Genomic DNA, 18,734 nt, shown 5'->3' on the forward strand with positions numbered 1-18,734 from the left:
TCATCTTTGGATGGCGTTTTTTTATGCCTGTAATAAAGTGTATGAAGTGTCTGTTGATTTTTTGACGACGTTATTCTTTTATTTCCTCTGCGCGAAAAGGGCAAAACATATGGGTTTAAAAACGGCGTTAACACACACCGTATTGCCCAAACATCTGTATTTAAAGAGAAGCCTGCTTTTTTCAGCCCTGTTTTTCATTTTATTTATCGCAGTTACCCTCACCGTTATTAAAACCAACAATCTCCGCGAACAAAATGAAATCGCGCAACGAACGGCACAATTTACTGCTGATTATCTGCGCCAGTTAACCGACACGATGCACAGAATCGGACTGCTCACGACAGAACCCTGCCATTCCATTGCCGGGGAATTAAACCGTGACGTCGCATTCAGCATTGGTGTTCGTGATTTTCAGCTGGTGCGTAATGGCATCGTTTTTTGTTCCTCGGCTTCCGGTAATCAGCACATTCCTGTAAACAGTACCCTGCATGACCTCGAATTTGATAACAACATGAGTATCGGCCTGCAGATGGGCACCCCAGCCGTTCCGAACCGCGCGGTGATCCTTATATGGCAGCGTAACCCCGGAGCAACGGACGATGGCGTGATAGCAACGCTGGAACTGACGTTGTCGCCGTATATGCTTTTTGCGCAGCCAGGTTCCGGCTACCGGGGTTTTGCACTGCTGGTGGGAGAGAGCGCACTGATTTCTTCTCAGGCTGGTCTGATCAAGGTCAGTGATTTGCCCCGCAGCCATTTTACTCAAGTCAAAATAGATAATTATCCTTTCAGCATTCGTCTCTACTCTCCTTCCCTGACCCGCGATAACATACTCTTTACGTTCTCAGGCGGCCTGCTGCTTAGCATGCTGGTTTGCGCGCTGATTTACCACAGCCTGCTGAACCGCCATAACGTTGAGCGTGAGGTTCTGCGCGGGCTGAAAAATAAAGAATTCTTTGTTGAATATCAGCCGGTTATCGACTCAAAAAGCCTGAAGGTAACTGGCGTTGAAGCCCTGCTGCGCTGGCAGCACCCCATTGAGGGGCCCATTCCGCCCGATGTTTTTATCAGCTATGCTGAAAATCAGGGGCTTATCGTCGACCTGACTCAACATATGATGGCTCTGGTGGCGGCGGACGCCCATACCTTGCAGCACGCTTTTCCCGGTCCGGGCAAACTCAGTATCAACATTTCTCCTCACCACATGAACAAAATCAGCTTTCATGACGATGTGATGAATTTTATTGAAGCGTTACCTGAGAATGCTTTCCAGGTGGTATTCGAAATTACAGAACGTGGAATGATTGATACACAAGGCGCATTACGGGAATTTAACTGGCTGCGCCGCCATAAGATTGAAATAGCCATTGACGATTTTGGCACCGGCCATAGCGCGCTGATCTATCTTGAGAAGTTCACGCTGGATTATCTGAAAATTGACCGCGGCTTTGTCATGTCGATTGATCAGAACACCCTGATCGCCCCGGTGCTGGATACCGTCCTTAAACTCACGGAAGAACTGAAGATCAAAACCGTAGCCGAAGGCGTCGAAACCCAGATGCAGGCGGAGTATCTGCGCAATCACGGCGTGACCTATTTACAGGGATATCTGTACAGCAAATCGCTCGGTGTTCCTGAGCTGCTGGACTTTATACGTGATTTCAATGAGAAAGAAGCCACCTGGCAGATTTGACCTGCATCAGTCCCGCATCTTTTGTTCCATTTTTCTTTTAGGCGTCTGCATCCGGTTGTGATAAAAAGGCCAAAATCAGGGACGAAACCGAAGAGTCGTGCGTGACAAAATCTTTGCTTTCAATTGATTAATATCGAAATAGCCCGCGGTAATGCCGCATTATGCTGTCGTCATCACAGGAGTGCAGATTCAGGATGTTTTCTCGCGTTTTTGCCGGTGTGCTGTGCCTGCTGAGTCTCAGCGCACAAGCTGAAGTCATACAGGACAGTTACGCGTTCGCCATATTAGGCGAGCCCAAGTATGTCTCAAACTTCACCAGTTTTGACTACGTCAATCCTGCCGCCCCGAAAGGCGGTCAGATCACACTGGCGGCCATTGGTACTTACGACAACTTCAACCGCTTCGCGTCTCGCGGTAATCCGGCTGCGCGCAGCGGCTCGCTTTACGACAGCCTGTTTACCACCTCCAGCGATGAGATTGGCAGTTATTATCCGCTGATCGCCGATTCTGCCCGTTATGACAGCCAGTACCGTTGGGTCGAAGTGGATATCAATCCGCGCGCCCGTTTCAACGACAATACCCCGATTACCGCCAGTGATGTGGCCTTCAGCTTCCGAAAATTCATGACCGAAGGCGTACCGCAATTTCGCGTGGTGTATAAAGGTGTGGAAGTAAAAGCCATTTCGCGCCTGACAGTACGCATGGTGTTGCCGAAAGCGGATAAAGACATGATGCTCGGCCTGCTCGGTTTGCCGATTTTGCCGCAGACATTCTGGGAAAAGCATAAATTCAATGAACCGCTGAGTACACCGCCGCCGGGCAGCGGGCCTTACCGCATCAGCGATTACAAACTCGGTCAGTACATCACCTATTCCCGCGTGCCGGATTACTGGGCGGCCAATTTGCCCGTCAACCGGGGCCGCTATAATTTTGACACCATCCGCTACGACTATTACCTCGACGACAATGTGGCGCTGGAGGCGTTTAAGTCCGGCGCGTTTGATTTCCGCATGGAAACCTCGCCGAAAAATTGGGCGACGCAATATCAGGGCGGTAATTTCAGCAAAAACTTTATCGTTAAAGCTGATGTGGAAAATCAGGCAGCGCAGGATACCCGCTGGCTGGCATTCAATATCCATCGCCCGCAATTCGCCGACCGCAAGGTGCGCGAAGCCATCACTTTGGCTTTTGATTTTGACTGGATGAACAAGGCGCTGTATTTCGGGGCGTATCAGCGGGTGAACAGTTACTTCCAGAATACCGACTACGCGGCAAAAGATTATCCGAACTCCGCAGAACTGGCGTGGCTGGGGCCGCTGAAAGGCCAAGTGCCGCCTGAAGTCTTTAGCGCGCTGTATCAGCCACCCGGCTCTGACGGCACCGGTAATGACCGCGCAAATCTGCTGAAAGCCACCGCATTACTGAAAGAAGCGGGCTGGGAAGTGAAAAATCAGGTGCTGGTGAATGGCAAAACCGGTAAGCCGTTTACCTTCGAGCTGCTGTTACCTGGCGGCGGGAATTCACAGTACGTCTTGCCGTTCCAGCATAATTTACAGCGACTGGGCATTAAGATGTCGATCCGTGAAGTGGATAATTCGCAGTTCGTGCGCCGTATGCGCCAGCGTGATTACGATATGCTGCCGACGGTTTATCCCGCCACGTCGTATCCGAGCAGCGATTTGCAGATTTACTGGAACAGTAAATATCTCGATTCCACCTATAACAAATCAGGTGTCAGCGATCCGGCCATTGACAAGCTGACCGACGAAATCGCCGCCAATCAGGGCAAACCTGATGCCCTGTTGTCGCTGGGCCATGCGCTCGACCGTGTGCTGACGTGGAATATGCTGATGATCCCAATGTGGTATACCCATCACGAGCGCTACGCTTACTGGGATAAATTCTCGATGCCAGCCGTCACCCCATCCAACGGAATGGAACTCGACACATGGTGGTACGACGTTAACCGCGCAGCCCGTTTACCTGCGCAACGCCGCTGAGGAGCATACTGTGGCCGCCTATCTTTTAAGACGACTGCTTCTGGTGATCCCCACGTTGTGGGCGATCATCACCATTAACTTTTTTATTGTGCAGATTGCTCCCGGCGGTCCGGTTGATCAGGCGATTGCCGCTATTGAAATGGGGCAGTCAGGCGGTTTACCGGGTGCCAGCGCGGGCAGCGGAAATGGCAAAGCGTCGCCGGGTTTAGCGCAGTTTGGTGAAGGTCAGTATCGCGGCGCACGGGGCCTGGATCCGGAAGTCATTGCCGAAATCACCCACCGCTTCGGCTTCGATAAACCGCTGCATGTGCGTTATTTCGAGATGTTATCCAACTATGTTCGCTTTAATTTTGGCGACAGTCTGTTCCGCGGCTCATCCGTTATGGGACTGGTGAAAAGCGCGCTGCCGGTTTCCGTTACCATCGGCCTGTGGAGCACGCTGATTATCTACCTGGTGTCGATCCCGCTCGGGATCCGCAAAGCGGTGCGTAACGGCACGAAATTCGATACCTGGAGCAGCTCCGTCATTATTGTCGGTTATGCCGTTCCCTCTTTCCTGTTTGCCATCTTATTGATTGTGCTATTCACAGGCGGCAGTTATCTCGACTGGTTCCCGCTGCGCGGCCTGACGTCGCCGAATTTCGATACCCTGCCGTGGTACGGCAAAGTAACCGATTACCTCTGGCATATAACGTTGCCGGTGCTGGCGACGGTGATTGGCGGGTTTGCGACCCTCACGATGCTGACCAAAAACTCGTTTATGGATGAAGTCGGTAAACAATATGTGATGACTGCGCGCGCGAAAGGGCTGAACGAAAAACAAATTTTGTACCGGCACGTTTTTCGCAACGCGATGCTGCTGGTGATCGCCGGTTTCCCGGCGACTTTTATCAGCATGTTTTTCACCGGTTCATTACTGATTGAAGTGATGTTCTCCTTACAGGGGCTGGGATTGCTGGGCTACGACGCTATCGTACAGCGCGATTTCCCGGTGATTTTCGGCACGCTGTATGTTTTCACGCTGATTGGATTGCTGCTCAATATCGTCAGCGACATCACTTACACGCTGGTTGATCCGCGTATCGATTTTGAGGGCCGCCAGTAATGAGCCTTTTTAAACTGAACTCCGTCAGTCAGGCGCGCTGGGCGCGTTTTTGCCAGAACCGCCGTGGTTACTGGTCGCTGTGGATTTTCATGGTGATGCTGATCCTGGTGCTGTTATCCAACGTCCTCGCCAACGACAAACCGCTGCTGGCACGTTATCAGGGACATCTCTATGTGCCGTTTCTGGTCAATTACAGCGAAACGACGTTTGGCGGAGAGCTGGAAACGCCGGCCGATTATCAGGATCCGTTTGTCCTGCGCCAGATTGAAGATCACGGCTGGGCGCTGTGGGCGCCCATTCGTAACAGTTACAGCTCCATTAATTTTTCCACCACACGCCCCTTCCCTTCTCCCCCGTCCACCCAAAACTGGCTGGGCACCGACAGTAACGGGCATGATGTGCTGGCGCAAATCCTTTACGGGTTGCGGATTTCGCTGTTCTTCGGCGTTCTGCTGACGGCGATGACCTCCGTGATTGGCATGATTGTCGGTGCCACGCAGGGCTATTACGGCGGATTAATCGATTTGCTCGGGCAGCGCTTTATCGAAGTGTGGTCGAGCATTCCCACGCTGTTCCTGATTATTATTCTGGCCAGCGTGGTGCAACCCAACTTCTGGTGGCTGCTGTTGATCACCGTACTTTCCGGCTGGATGATGCTGGTCAGCGTGGTGCGCGCCGAATTCCTGCGTACCCGTAACTTTGATTATATCCGCGCCGCGCAGGCGATGGGCGTCAGCGACCGCGCTATCATGTGGCGTCATATGCTGCCTAATGCGATGGTCGCCACGCTGACCTATCTGCCGTTTATTCTATGCGGCTCGATCACCACACTGACGTCACTGGATTTTCTCGGTTTCGGCCTGCCGCTGGGCTCGCCATCGCTGGGTACACTGCTGATGGAAGGGAAGAATAATTTGCAGGCGCCGTGGCTGGGGATCAGCGCTTTCGTGGTGCTGGCCGCGCTGCTGTCATTATTGATTTTCATTGGTGAAGCCGTTCGCGATGCCTTCAATCCGTCCGTACACCATAATGAGGTGCTCTGAAATGACAGACGCTGCGTTATCCGCCCCGTTACTGCAAATCAAAAATCTCAGCGTCGCATTCCGTCAGGGAAAACAGCAACGTGAAGTGGTCAGCAATGTATCGCTCGATATCCGTGCCGGTGAAACCCTGGCGCTGGTGGGTGAATCCGGCTCCGGCAAAAGCGTCACTGCGCTGTCAGTGTTGCGTCTGCTGCCCTCTTCCGTGGTCTATCCGCAAGGCGACATTCTGTTTGCTGGCCAATCCTTACTGAACGCAGATGCCAGCACATTGCGCCAGATCCGTGGCAACCAGATTTCGATGATATTTCAGGAACCGATGGTGTCGCTAAATCCGCTGCATACCATCGAAAAACAGCTGACTGAAGTGCTGACGCTGCACCGTAATCTTCACGGTGATGCAGCACGCACTGAAATTCTTCGCTGTCTGGATCGCGTGGGTATTCGTCAGGCCGCCTCACGCCTGCGGGATTTTCCACACCAGCTTTCCGGCGGTGAACGCCAGCGCGTGATGATTGCCATGGCGGTGCTAACCAGGCCAAAGCTGCTGATTGCCGATGAACCAACCACCGCGCTGGACGTCTCCGTGCAGGCGCAGATTTTATCGCTGCTCGACGAGCTCAAGCAGGAAATGGGGATGGCGATGCTGTTTATCACCCATAACCTGCGCATAGTGCGCCGTCTGGCAGACACCGTAGCAGTCATGCAACACGGGCGCGTCGTGGAGCAGCAATCACGTACCGCCCTTTTCAGCCAGCCTCAGCACCCTTATACCTGCCAGCTGTTACAAGCCGAACCACAGGGTCGCCCGCAACCGCTGACCGGCAAACCACCTGTTCTGCTGGATGTGAAAAATCTGGATGTCGGTTTTCCCGTCAAACGCGGCCTGCTGCGTCGCACGGTCGGCATCAAACACGCGGTGAATCAGGTCAGTTTCCAGCTTCGCCGGGGAGAAAGTCTCGGTGTGGTGGGCGAGTCTGGTTCAGGCAAAAGCACCACCGGGCTGGCATTGCTGCGTTTGCTCAAATCTCAAGGGGAAATCTGGTTTGACGGCCAGCCACTGCATGCTTTCTCGCGTAAGAAAATGCTGCCGTTCCGCAGCCGGATTCAGGTGGTGTTTCAGGATCCTTTCTCTGCGTTAAATCCGCGCTTTACCGTCGGGCAAATCATCGCTGAAGGTCTGCTGGTGCATCGCAACGTCAGTGAACAGGCGCGCGATAAAGCAGTGATCCGCGCAATGCAGGAAGTGGGGTTGGATCCGCAATCCCGCCACCGCTACCCGACGGAGTTTTCTGGCGGCCAGCGCCAGCGTATCGCGATCGCCCGTGCGTTAATTTTACAACCGGAAATGCTGATCCTGGATGAACCTACGTCGTCGCTGGATAAATCGGTTCAGGCGCAGATTCTGACCATTTTAAGTGAGTTACAGCAACGTCACGGCCTGACATATCTGTTTATCAGTCATGATTTACACGTGGTGCGGGCTTTGTGCCATCAGCTGATGGTGTTGCGAAACGGAGAAGTGGTCGAACAGGGAGAGTGTGAGCAGATTTTTACTGCACCGCAGCAGGCTTATACCCGCGAATTACTGGCCGCGTCAGAGGCTTTCGACACCCACCAGCGCTGAGACGCAGGCAAAACACGCCGGAATGCACCGGGATTGCGGCGTGTCAGAAAGGATAAAGTGCAGTTACAGATTCCGCGATCGCTGCACCGATATTTTTCAGGCAACAGAGCGTGGCACTTTCATCTTCACGATGAACGAATAAACACGGCTCACCGTCGATTTCGACAATCGCCGCTTTTACCTGAATATCTTCTAATGCATCAGTGAGCTGATGCATCACCTGCCAGGCGAATTCGCCCTCATGGCTGAGCAGTTTCAGGCCGATCAGGTTGTTATCTTCATCATTACCAGGCAGCGGAATCGGTTCAACTTTGATACCCGCAAAACCTGACAACCAGCGATAACTTTGCGGCAAACGATGTACTACCGAAAGTTGGATATTATTCACGTCGTTCCCCAGACAATGATACATGCAAATTATTTACACGCTGTTTTTACAAAATAGCTACAACCACACTGCTTAAGTTATAGCCGACAGGCTGCTCTTTGCCTACTCTTCGTTAAAATTATTAACATTGAATTAACGTAATAGGATACAAATTGACAGACTGTTGCTAATTTTATGTCTGCTCCCGACCATATTGAGAGGCAGATCTCATTTTGGCTTATTTGTAACCTTTTACGCCTTTATTAACAACCACTTTAATCAATTGTCGCTACCTTTCGATCCTTATTTTTTTACATTTAATATACAAATCAAACTACGTAAACATGACTAATTCCGCACTAAAATGATTATTATCAACAGGATAGTTAAGTCAGAGGAGTTAAGAATGATGCGGTATCGGTTAATTTCATTTTGAAATGAACCTGTTGGTTACATTTTTTATCGTCGCGCATCATACGTTAAAATCTGGATCTAATGTTAATAAATCCGCACAATTTGTTTGCACAAATCCCTCTTCTCTGGCTTATCATCCGCATCGTTATAAGTGGTATACCCTATCGGGACAGACATCGGCAAAACTAACCCGCTGATAAATCTCGTATTACGCAAATTATAATAAGAATCAGACAGCGAACTCCCTGCCTTTTGGCAAAAACCCATTCCCAGAGAGAAAGAGATGGAAAACGATCCTTCAATCATTGGAAGCAACACACCCGAAAATGGAACCGGTTTCAGTCGTCGTGCACTCCTCAAAGGCCTGACGTCTGCGATGGTGGCAACTACCCTGCTCGGCTTCCCGTTCCTGAGCCAGGCGGAGAAAGAAACCGCCACGCAGGATCCGGTTATCTTCGGCCAGTTCTACCTGGTATCGCAGGCTATCACTGAACATAAAAATATCAGCGAAGGCTCTTCCGCACAGATTTTCAACGCATTCTATCGCTCACAACCCGACTTCCCTGCGCAGGTCAGCAAACTACACGCGCTGGTGAAACCCGGTCAGGCAGCGAAGGATTTGCAGGAAGTGGCAAAGCAAAACGGTTTGGGTGAACTGGTGACCCGCATCGTCACCGCCTGGTATACTGGCACGGTTGGACATGGAACCGATTCCATTTTAATTGCATACAAAGATGCGCTGATGTATCGCCCGGTCAGTGACGGCCTGATTGTGCCCACTTACTGCGGAAACGGTCCGCTGTACTTCACCGCCGCACCTCCCGCCGCTGCGATGCCTGAATCCATGAATGCTGATCGTTTTACTAATCCTTCTGAAACACATGTTGTGAGCAAAGCCTGATGAAAAAACCAGAATTTACGGCAGACGGCGATGCGTCTGCTGATGTGATTGTTGTCGGTTCCGGTATCGTGGGCGGCATGATTGCCGATCAGCTGGTCAGCCAGGGATATTCCGTTCTGGTGCTGGAAGCAGGTTTGCGCATTGAGCGCGCGCAGGCCGTTGAAAACTGGCGCAACATGCCTTTCGAAAACCGCGCTGGCTCTGACTTCCAGGGGCTTTACCCGCAGTCTGAAAAAGCCCCCGCACCGCTGTACTTCCCGGAAAATAACTACGTCCATCTGACCGGGCCGAGCGCAAGCAGCTTCAAACAAGGTTATCTGCGCACCGTCGGCGGCACCACCTGGCACTGGGCAGCATCCTGCTGGCGTCACGTTCCCAACGATTTCAAAATGAAAACGTTGTACGGCGTGGGCCGCGACTGGCCAATTTCCTATGATGAACTCGAACCTTATTACTGCCGTGCTGAAGAAGAAATCGGCGTAGCCGGTCCCAATGACCCTGAGTTGCAGTCGCCTTCTGAGCGCAGCAAACCCTATCCGATGGAACAGGTGCCTTACGGTTACGGCGACACCCGTTTTGCTGAAATCGTTAACCCGCACGGTTACCGTTCCGTGCCAATTCCGCAGGGTCGCAGTACCCGTCCGTGGAATGGCCGCCCGACCTGTTGTGGCAACAACAACTGCCAGCCAATCTGCCCGATTGGTGCGATGTATAACGGAATTGCGCACGTCGAACGCGCTGAGAACAAAGGTGCCGTGGTACTGGCTGAAGCGGTGGTCTACAAAATTGACACGGATGAAAACAACAATGTGACCGCCGTTCACTGGCTGGATAATCAGAAGAAATCGCATAAAGCGACCGGTAAAGTGTTCGCGCTGGCCTGTAACGGCATCGAGACGCCACGCCTGTTGCTGATGGCCGCAAACGAAAAAAATCCAAACGGTATCGCCAATTCGTCTGATCATGTTGGTCGTAACATGATGGATCACTCCGGTTTCCACTGCACGTTTATCGCCAAAGAGCCGCTGTGGATCGGTCGTGGTCCGGCGCAGAGCAGTTGTCTGGTCGGCCCGCGCGATGGCGATTTCCGCAAAGACTATTCTGCCAACAAAATGATCCTCAACAACATCAGCCGCGTGATCCCTGCGACCTCTAAAGCGTTGCAGATGGGGCTGGTGGGCAAAGAGCTGGATGAAGAAATCCGCCGCCGTTCCATCTTTGGCGTGGATTTGTCCATCAGCCTGGAACCGCTGCCGGATCCAAATAACCGCCTGACACTCAGCACCACCCGTAAAGATCCACACGGTTTGCCATGCCCGGATATTCACTACGATGTCGGGGATTACGTGCGCAAAGGCGCGGAAGCGGCTCACAAGCAGCTTGAGCACATCGGTTCCCTGTTCATGGCTGAAGAATTCAATATCACCACCAGCCTGAACGCCAACAACCACATCATGGGCGGCACCATCATGGGCAGTGATCCGAAAGATTCCGTAGTCAACGGCGAATGCCGCGCACACGACCACGCTAACCTGTGGTTGCCGGGCGGCGGCGCGATCCCGTCCTCCAGCGTGGTGAACAGTACGCTGACTATGGCCGCACTCGGCCTGAAAGCCGCCGATGATATGGCGAAAAAACTGGCAGGTGCCGCATGAAGAAACTTCTCACCGCCTGCCTGCTGAGCGCATCGCTAAGCGGATTCGCCTTCGCTGCGGACAATCAGGCTGAACTGATCCGTCAGGGGCAAGAAGTGGCGACAGCCGCCGACTGTCAGGCCTGCCATACTGCCCCGGAAGGCGGTAAAGCGTTTGCCGGTGGCTATGAAATCCATTCACCGATGGGCACGATTTACACCACCAACATCACACCGTCGAAACAGTTCGGTATCGGTAATTACACCGAAGCACAGTTCACCCGCGCGGTGCGGGAAGGCGTTCGCCCTGATGGCGCCAATCTGTATCCGGCCATGCCTTACACTTCCTACAGTCATATGAGCGATGCCGACATGCATGCGCTGTATGTCTATTTCAAAGAGGGTGTGAAGCCGGTCGAACAACCGAATGTTGAAACTGCCCTGCCGTTCCCGTTCAACATGCGTATTGCGATGGCGGGCTGGAACATGATGTATCTTGACAGCACGCCGTTTAAGCCGGATCCGTCGAAAAGTGAGCAATGGAATCGCGGCGCTTATCTGGTGAACGGTGCCGGTCACTGTGATACCTGCCATACCCCCCGTAACCTGATGATGGGATCGGTGACGGATAAACCGCTGGCAGGCGGCATGGTCGGCCCGTGGTATGCGCCAAATATCAGTTCAGATCCGGTCAGCGGTATCGGCCACTGGTCGCAGGCGCAACTGGTGGAATACCTGAAAACCGGCCGTACCGCCGGGAAAAATCAGGCAGCAGGCGGCATGGCGGAAGCGGTACAGAACAGTCTGCAATACATGTCTGACAGCGATCTGAACGCGATTGCCTTCTACCTGAAAAACAGCACGCCGGTTCGCGACCCGCGTGATACGCAGGCGGCGGATACTTTTGGCAAACCGGTGAATGTGGAAGAAGGTTTACGCGGCGCACATCCGTTTAACGCCAATAAAACTATCGACAACGGTGCTGCACTGTTCAGCGGCTATTGCGCCAGTTGCCACCAGCCGGATGGCTCAGGCAGCGAAAATCAGGCTTATCCGTCGCTGTTTAACAATACGGCCACTGGCATGGGCAATGCCTCTAACCTGATTTCTGCCATTCTGTACGGCGTGGATCGTCAGGTTGGCGACCATCACGTGCTGATGCCGAAATTCGGCGTGGGATCCTATGTCGGTCAGTTAGACGACCAGCAAATTGCCGACATCTCCAACTACGTGCTGAAAAACTACGGCAACGCCGGTGTGCAGGTCAGCGCGCAGGATGTCGCGGTGTTACGGGCAGGCGGTCCGGTGACATTGCTGGCAAAACTGCAACCGTTCATGGCACCGGCGATGGTGGCTGGCGTAATTGTTCTGCTGGTGCTGATTTTCTGGCTTGGCCGGAAACGCAAAACCAAAGCAGCGTAATCCGTACACTGAAATGCAAAACGGCCCTGTTTGGGCCGTTTTTTATATGCGGATCTGAAAACTAACCGCGCCCGACCAGCGGCATGGCGCTCGCCATTACGGTCATGGTCAGCACGTTAGTGTCGAGCGGTAAACCGGCCATAAACGCCACCGCCTCACCGACGCGCTCCACCGGGATCACCGGTTCCTCAGCGATATGTCCGTCCGCCTGTATTCTGCCCGCCAGCGCTTTATTGCCCATGTCCGTCGCGGCGTTGCCGACATCTATCTGTCCGCAGGCAATGTTAAACGCCCGGCCATCCAGCGCGGTGGATTTGGTCAGACCGGTGATGGCATGTTTGCTGGCCGTGTAAGGCGCGGAATTCGGACGCGGCGACTGCGCCGAAATCGACCCGTTGTTGATGATACGGCCGCCCTGTGGCGATTGCTGTTTCATCAGTTTTACCGCCGCTTGTGTACATAAAAACGCGCCGGTGAGATTGGTATTGATCACCGACAGCCAGTCCTCCACCGGCAGTTCTTCGATTGGCACATCTTTCACGTTATTACCGGCGTTATTGAACAGCAAATCCAGACGTCCGAAGGTTTCGTGAATATCCTGAAACAGCGCGGCGACTGACTGCGGGCTGGTCACATCCAGCTGGCGCGCCACCGCCTGTCCCGGCGCAAACAGCGCAACGGCCCGCTCCAGCTTTTCTTTGTTTCGTCCGGCCAGAATCACGGTAAATCCAGTCGCTTCCAGCGCTTTCGCAGCGCTCAGACCGATACCGCTGCCCCCGCCAGTGATTAATGCGATTTTGTTCATTGAGCCTCCTATACCGCAGCTAACATGCCGCCATCGATAAATAAAAGATGACCATTCACAAAATCTGACGCCTTTGAAGATAAGTACACTGCGCCGCCCACCAGCTCTTCAGGATTGCCCCAGCGTGCAGCCGGCGTGCGTTTACACAGCCATTCGGAGAACTCTTTGTTATCGACCAGCGCCTGGGTCATGTCAGTTTTGAAATAGCCCGGCGCGATGCCGTTCACCTGAATATTGTAGCGTGCCAGTTCAACGCACATGCCACGGGTCAGCATTTTTACCGCGCCCTTTGAAGCGGCGTATGGCGTGATGGTGTCGCGACCCAGCTCGCTTTGCATCGAACCGATATTAATGATTTTGCCGCGCTCGCGTTGGATCATGTAACGCGCCACCGCCTGCGATACCAGGAACACAGATTTCTGGTTTACGGCAATCACGTCGTCCCAGTCTTTTTCCGGAAACTCGGTGAATTTATGACGACGCTGAATACCGGCGTTGTTTACCAGCACATCAATCGGCCCGATGGTGCTTTCGATATGATCAATCGCCTGATTCACCGCCTGACTGCTGGTGACATCAAATGAGACGGCATGGGCGATAAAGCCTTCAGCACGCAGGGCTTCGGCCGCTTTTTGCGTGGATTCCTGTTGTGTACCGTTAACGATAATTTCCGCGCCATGCTGCGCCAGCCCTTTCGCCAGCAGGAAACCCAGACCGCGCGTCGAGCCGGTAATCAGAATCTTTTTATTGTCCAGTGAGAAGAGATTTGTCATGACGTTGGCCTTATTGAACGCTGATTTAAAAAGTTAGCTTCACTACACCGGTTTACCCCGCGCTAAACTGTGATGCAGATCACCTGACGGAATGTTAAAAAACCCTGTTACTCCGGGTGTGATCATCATCATTTTGATAACAATCTCCGGCGCTTTCTGTTTCAATAACAAGGTATATTTGCAGGCCCAATCAGGAAAACTCCGCATGAGAAACCAGCGCGTGACACTACAGGACATCGCCCAACTGGCGGATGTCACGAAGATGACGGTGAGCCGTTTTCTGCGCACGCCGGAAAAGGTGTCTCCTGAAACCCGCGAACGCATCACGAAGGTGATGGAAGAAGTGGGATATCCGCTGGAAGAAGCCCGCGGACCGGCAAAAGCGCCGCGTATCGGCATTTTAGTGCCGTCATTTAACAACCAGATTTTCTCCGACTTACTGGCGGGCATTGAGTCGGTCACTTCCGCGCAGGGCTTTCAGACGCTGGTCGTCAATTACGATTACAGCAAAGAGCGCGAGGAAGAACACATCATTAATCTGCTCGGTTATCAGCTTGCCGGGCTGATCCTCACGGATTCCGTGCATACCCTGAAAGCCGATAAGTATCTGAATGCCGCAGAAATTCCTGTTGCGCAGGTGATGGATCTCGACGATCCGCACGGGCGGATTGCCGTCGGTTTTGATAACCAGCAGGCCGGTTACGATATGGCGAATACGTTGCTCGCCAGCGGCAAAGAACATGTGGTGTATTTCGGTTCGATGTCAGATGCCCGCGACCAGAAGCGTTATCAGGGTTACAGCCGCGCAATGGATGAACGCGGGCTGACGCCGGTGCATATCACGCCTAATAAAGTGTCGTCGGTATCTATCGGTGCGGGCATGCTGGCCATGGCGCGTCAGTTATATCCGCAGACCAACGCTATTTTGTGTACCAATGACGATATTGCCGTCGGCGTGTTACAAGAATGTATCAAACAGGGGATCCGCGTCCCGCAGGATATGGCAATTTCCGGTTTCCACGGGCTGGATATCGGCCTCGCCACTACACCATTATTAGCCAGCGTGATCACCCCGCGCTTTGAGATGGGGAAAGTGGTGGCAGAGATATTGCTCAAAAAAATCAGGAACCTGCCGACGATCGAAAGGGTGGATTTGCATTACCGTATTTCCCTCGGCGGCACCATTTAATCCTCCTTTCCCGTCCATTTCTCCCCCTTCGTCCTGCACGCCAACTCCGGTGCAGGATCACGTAAGTGGTAACACCTTTTCTTAACATAATTCAACGTGACTCCTGTCACGAAATACTTTCCTCAAAATGCTTTTATTAAGCCATCACCGGTTACAGGCACACAGAGGAAAGAATATGGATAATAAGATTCCTAAGGCTCGCTGGCTTCGAGTAATAACGCCAATCCTTATCGCTTGCATTATTTCCTTCATGGACAGGGTCAATATTAGTTTCGCCATGCCCGGCGGGATGGACGCGGAGTTAGGGATTACCGCTTCAATGGCCGGTCTGGCCGCCGGTATCTTCTTTATCGGCTATTTATTCCTGCAGGTGCCGGGCGGCAGCCTGGCGGTACACGGCAGCGGACGGAAATTCATTGCCTGCTCATTGATTGCCTGGGCGGTGATCTCCATCCTGACCGGCTTTATCACCAATCAGTATCAGCTGTTGTTCCTGCGCTTTGCGCTGGGTGTGGCAGAAGGCGGGATGCTGCCGGTGGTGCTGACGATGGTCAGCAACTGGTTCCCTGATAAAGAACGTGGCCGCGCCAATGCTTACGTGCTGATGTTCGCGCCGCTCGGCGGGATGATCACCGCGCCGTTGTCCGGTTTGATTCTTGATACGCTCGACTGGCGCTGGTTGTTCATCATCGAAGGGGCATTATCTTTCGTGGTGATGATTTTCTGGTGGTTCACCATCAGCGACCGTCCGGAAGAAGCGAAATGGCTGTCAGAGCGTGAACGCGACTATCTGGTGACGGAACTGAACCGCGAACGCGAAGCCCTGAAAGCCCTGGCGCCGGTAAACAATGCGCCGCTGAAAGAGGTGTTCCGTAACAAGTCTATCGTCAAACTGATCATCATTAACTTCTTCTATCAGACCGGGATTTACGGCTATACCTTGTGGCTGCCGACCATCCTGAAAAACCTGACCGGCGGTGACATGAGTTCGGTGGGTATGCTGGCGATTATCCCTTACGTCGGCACCATGCTGGGGATCCTGGCGATGTCGGTGCTGTCGGATAAAACCGGTAAGCGTCGTATGTTTATCGCCCTGCCGCTGTGTGGTTTCGCAGCTTGTCTGGCGGCCTCTGTCGCATTTGGCCATAACATCATGGCGGCCTACGGTTTCCTGGTCGGTGCCGGTTTCTTCCTGCAAGCCGCCACCAGCGCCTTCTGGACCATTCCGGGTAAAGTCACCACGCCGGAAGTGGCAGGCAGCGCACGGGGTGTGATCAACGGTCTGGGGAATCTGGGCGGTTTCTGCGGTCCGTATCTGGTCGGCGTGCTGGTCAGTCTGTACGGCCAGAGCACCGCGATTTATGCGCTGGTAGCCTCATTGCTGATTGCTGCGGCGGTCACCACCCTGCTGCCAAAAGAGTGCGACATGGCGCTGGTGCCGGGTGCGAAAGCCAAAGCCATGGCGGATGAATACGCCCGTGCCAAAGCCGCGCGCAGGGTTCAGGGAGTGAAAGCAGAAGTGGTTTAATGATCCAAAACGGTGCTGGTTTAGCTCCTCCCCCTGCGAAGGGGAGGTTGGGAGGGGGTTTTAAAGGCTAACCCCTTGTTAAAGAAAACGTTAGCTTTCTGATTTTGACCTTAATACCCCACCCCAACCCTCCCCTTCGCAGGGGAGGGAGCAGACCGAATTCCTGCTTCGACATCTGTAAAATCAGCAGGCCAACCGGACTTTGCTCCTCCCCCTGCGAAGGGGGAGGAAGTTATGCAGATACTGCTTTCGCCGGACGGCTGGCGTAGAGATACAGCAAGGTGGCGGCCAGGACACAGAACGCCATTGAACCGACCATCGGCCAGGCGCTTTTCGCCGTAAACAGTGACAGCACAGAACCAATCGCCGCACCGGTTCCGAAACGAATCGTGCCAGCCAGTGAAGCGGCTGTACCGGCCATGTGCGGGAAGTCATCCATAATGACGGCCATGGCGTTAGACGTCACCATCGCAATCACACCGACATACCCCGCCACACCGATCACCATCGCCCAGAATGGCAATCCGAAGGTACACACAATCACCAGCCACATCCCCATCGTCAGTTGCACAAACAACCCGAAGCGGAACATTTTCACCGCGCCCGTACGGCGCACGTTACGGCTGTTGATGAGTGTCAGAATGACCAGTGCGACGATGTTCAGCGCAAAGTAAAAGCCGAAGTTCTGCGGCGAAACGCCATTAAGTTCGATGTAAACAAACGGACCGGCGCTGAGGAAAGAGAACATCCCGGCAAATGAGAAACCACTCGCCAGCATATAACTGAGCACACGTTTGTGACGGAACAGGGATGCAAAGTTACCGACGTTGGTACGCAGATGAAATTTCTGCCGTCGTTCCTTGGGCAGTGTCTCTTTGATATAGACGCCCACCAGCGTCGCGGCAATCAGCGCGGCGATGGCCATTGCCCAGAAAATCGCGTGCCAGCTGAATATGGCCATCAGCAAACCACCGAGCATCGGTGCCAGCAGCGGCGCAACCGTCATCACCAGCACCACAAAAGACATCATTCGCGAGAATTCATCTTTGGTGAACATATCGCGCATCAGCGCATTGATGACCACACTTGCGGCAGCGGCTGCCAGACCGTGCAGGAAACGCATCCAGACCAGTTGCTCGACCGACTGCGCCAGCGCACAGGCACCGGCCGCGACGGCAAAGATCATCACGCCCCAGAAGATAACCGGCTTACGCCCGAGGCTGTCCGCCATCGGTCCGTAAAACAGCTGCCCTATTGCAAAACCCAGCACGTAAGCGCTGAGCGTCATTTGCACGCTGCCCGCCGGAACGCCATATTCCTGTGCGATCACGGGCATACTTGGCAGATACATATCGATGGCCAGAGGCATCAGCATCGATATCAATCCCAGGATGAAAATCAGTCCGACGTGGGAGACCGGTTTTTCTTGCACTTTCAGCTGCTCCAGTTATCGAAAAAACTATCGCGAAGGAACGCCAACGCTGGCCACTTCCTGCTCAGTTAACGGACGGTACTGACCCGGTTCTAAATCTTCATCCATCACAATCTCGCCGATACATTCACGGTGCAACGCAACCACACGGTTACCGACGGCGGCAAACATGCGTTTTACCTGATGGTAACGGCCTTCGCTGAGGGTGAGACGCACCAGACAGTCTTCGATTTTTTCGAGCTGTGCCGGTTTGGTCAGGGAATCTTCGTTATGCAACTGCACACCGGCCTCAAACTGCGCAGCGGTGTCGTCAGCCAGCGGATGTTCGAGCGTCACCAGATAGGTTTTTTCGCAGTGATGACGCGGCGAGGTGATGCGGTGTGACCACTGACCGTCGTCGGTCATCAGCACCAGACCGGTGGTGTCGATATCCAGACGCCCCGCGGCATGCAGTTTGTAGGCAACGGGTTCTTCGAGGAAATACAGCACGGTCGGGTGATCCGGATCATCGGTAGAACACACGTATCCCTGCGGTTTGTTGAGCATGAAATAACGCGGACCGGTAATTTGATCCAGCACATTGCCATCAAACTCGACGCGTTGTTCAGGGCTGATTTTCATTGAGCCGGTTTTGACGATTTCACCGTCTACGGTGACACGTTTGTTACGCAGTTCGCGCAAAACCAGCGCGCGGCTTACGCCTAATTGCTGAGAGAGAAACTTGTCCAGACGCATTGGATCGACTTGCCTTCATGGCGATCTGAGTGATCGCGTTACTGATAAAACACAAGACCCCGCCGTCGCA

Annotated in this window: 15 protein-coding genes; 10 read left to right on the forward strand and 5 right to left on the reverse strand. The window is 53.4% G+C overall.

The annotated features are described in order from the left end of the window. The first annotated feature begins 109 nt into the window (after positions 1 to 109). The 5 genes from pdeN to yejF all read left to right on the forward strand — a co-directional run bounded on the left by pdeN (position 110) and on the right by yejF (position 7,465). Positions 110 to 1,693: a cyclic di-3',5'-guanosine monophosphate phosphodiesterase PdeN gene (gene pdeN / locus HGO41_RS03320; RefSeq protein ID WP_240785634.1), complete on the forward strand. Its 1,584-nt coding sequence runs from the start codon at positions 110 to 112 to the stop codon at positions 1,691 to 1,693. Positions 1,694 to 1,887: 194 nt separating this feature from the next. After that, positions 1,888 to 3,693, forward strand: a complete 1,806-nt coding sequence (locus tag HGO41_RS03325; protein WP_112198101.1) for an extracellular solute-binding protein — start codon at positions 1,888 to 1,890, stop codon at positions 3,691 to 3,693. 10 nt (positions 3,694 to 3,703) lie between these two features. Further along, the gene (gene yejB / locus HGO41_RS03330; RefSeq protein WP_112198100.1) at positions 3,704 to 4,798 is read left to right on the forward strand and encodes a microcin C ABC transporter permease YejB; all 1,095 of its coding nucleotides are present in this window, start codon (positions 3,704 to 3,706) and stop codon (positions 4,796 to 4,798) included. Continuing rightward, a complete protein-coding gene (locus tag HGO41_RS03335; RefSeq protein WP_250980757.1) occupies positions 4,798 to 5,841 on the forward strand; it encodes an ABC transporter permease in 1,044 nt (347 codons plus the stop codon). The genes yejB and HGO41_RS03335 overlap by 1 nt, the downstream gene beginning before the upstream one ends. Position 5,842: 1 nt before the next feature. Further along, entirely contained in the window at positions 5,843 to 7,465 is a 1,623-nt protein-coding gene (yejF, locus tag HGO41_RS03340; protein WP_013574647.1) for a microcin C ABC transporter ATP-binding protein YejF, read from the forward strand. Between the two features lie 43 nt (positions 7,466 to 7,508). Here yejF and HGO41_RS03345 read toward each other — a convergent pair whose 3' ends face one another. Further along, complete coding sequence (locus HGO41_RS03345; protein WP_015689537.1) at positions 7,509 to 7,853, reverse strand: YejG family protein; 345 nt, start codon at positions 7,851 to 7,853, stop codon at positions 7,509 to 7,511. A 676-nt stretch (positions 7,854 to 8,529) separates the two neighbouring features. Here HGO41_RS03345 and HGO41_RS03350 point away from each other — a divergent pair. The 3 genes from HGO41_RS03350 to HGO41_RS03360 are packed head-to-tail and all read left to right on the forward strand — an operon-like array spanning position 8,530 to position 12,202. Then, positions 8,530 to 9,147, forward strand: a complete 618-nt coding sequence (locus HGO41_RS03350) for a sorbitol dehydrogenase family protein (protein WP_217244211.1) — start codon at positions 8,530 to 8,532, stop codon at positions 9,145 to 9,147. Continuing rightward, on the forward strand, positions 9,147 to 10,802 hold the full coding sequence (locus HGO41_RS03355; protein WP_112151188.1) for a GMC family oxidoreductase: 1,656 nt from the start codon (positions 9,147 to 9,149) through the stop codon (positions 10,800 to 10,802). The genes HGO41_RS03350 and HGO41_RS03355 overlap by 1 nt, the downstream gene beginning before the upstream one ends. Continuing rightward, positions 10,799 to 12,202 (forward strand): c-type cytochrome, encoded by a 1,404-nt coding sequence (locus tag HGO41_RS03360; RefSeq protein WP_250980758.1) that lies wholly within the window; start codon positions 10,799 to 10,801, stop codon positions 12,200 to 12,202. Before HGO41_RS03355 ends, HGO41_RS03360 begins: the two co-directional genes overlap by 4 nt. Positions 12,203 to 12,263: 61 nt before the next feature. Here HGO41_RS03360 and HGO41_RS03365 read toward each other — a convergent pair whose 3' ends face one another. Both HGO41_RS03365 and idnO read right to left on the reverse strand, forming a co-directional pair. Then, positions 12,264 to 13,007, reverse strand: a complete 744-nt coding sequence (locus HGO41_RS03365; RefSeq protein ID WP_217244213.1) for an SDR family oxidoreductase — start codon at positions 13,005 to 13,007, stop codon at positions 12,264 to 12,266. An 8-nt stretch (positions 13,008 to 13,015) separates the two neighbouring features. Beyond that, positions 13,016 to 13,780, reverse strand: coding sequence for a gluconate 5-dehydrogenase (gene idnO / locus HGO41_RS03370; RefSeq protein ID WP_217244214.1), 765 nt, complete (start codon positions 13,778 to 13,780; stop codon positions 13,016 to 13,018). A 205-nt stretch (positions 13,781 to 13,985) separates the two neighbouring features. Between idnO and HGO41_RS03375 the strand changes: the two genes are divergently transcribed. Together HGO41_RS03375 and HGO41_RS03380 are read left to right on the forward strand one after the other, a co-directional pair. Next, a complete protein-coding gene (locus HGO41_RS03375; protein ID WP_013574640.1) occupies positions 13,986 to 14,969 on the forward strand; it encodes a LacI family DNA-binding transcriptional regulator in 984 nt (327 codons plus the stop codon). A gap of 175 nt (positions 14,970 to 15,144) precedes the next feature. Next, on the forward strand, positions 15,145 to 16,497 hold the full coding sequence (locus HGO41_RS03380) for an MFS transporter (RefSeq protein ID WP_153374955.1): 1,353 nt from the start codon (positions 15,145 to 15,147) through the stop codon (positions 16,495 to 16,497). Between the two features lie 232 nt (positions 16,498 to 16,729). Here HGO41_RS03380 and HGO41_RS03385 read toward each other — a convergent pair whose 3' ends face one another. Further along, positions 16,730 to 17,929 carry a Bcr/CflA family multidrug efflux MFS transporter gene (locus tag HGO41_RS03385; RefSeq protein WP_250980759.1) on the reverse strand — a complete coding sequence of 400 codons (1,200 nt, stop codon included), beginning with the start codon at positions 17,927 to 17,929 and terminating at the stop codon, positions 16,730 to 16,732. Positions 17,930 to 17,956: 27 nt separating this feature from the next. Then, positions 17,957 to 18,664, reverse strand: coding sequence for a 16S rRNA pseudouridine(516) synthase RsuA (gene rsuA / locus HGO41_RS03390; protein ID WP_250980760.1), 708 nt, complete (start codon positions 18,662 to 18,664; stop codon positions 17,957 to 17,959). Between the last annotated feature and the right edge of the window lie 70 nt (positions 18,665 to 18,734).

This window comes from Rahnella sp. CG8 (genome assembly GCF_023701875.1).
In the GTDB taxonomy this organism is placed as follows: domain Bacteria; phylum Pseudomonadota; class Gammaproteobacteria; order Enterobacterales; family Enterobacteriaceae; genus Rahnella; species Rahnella aceris.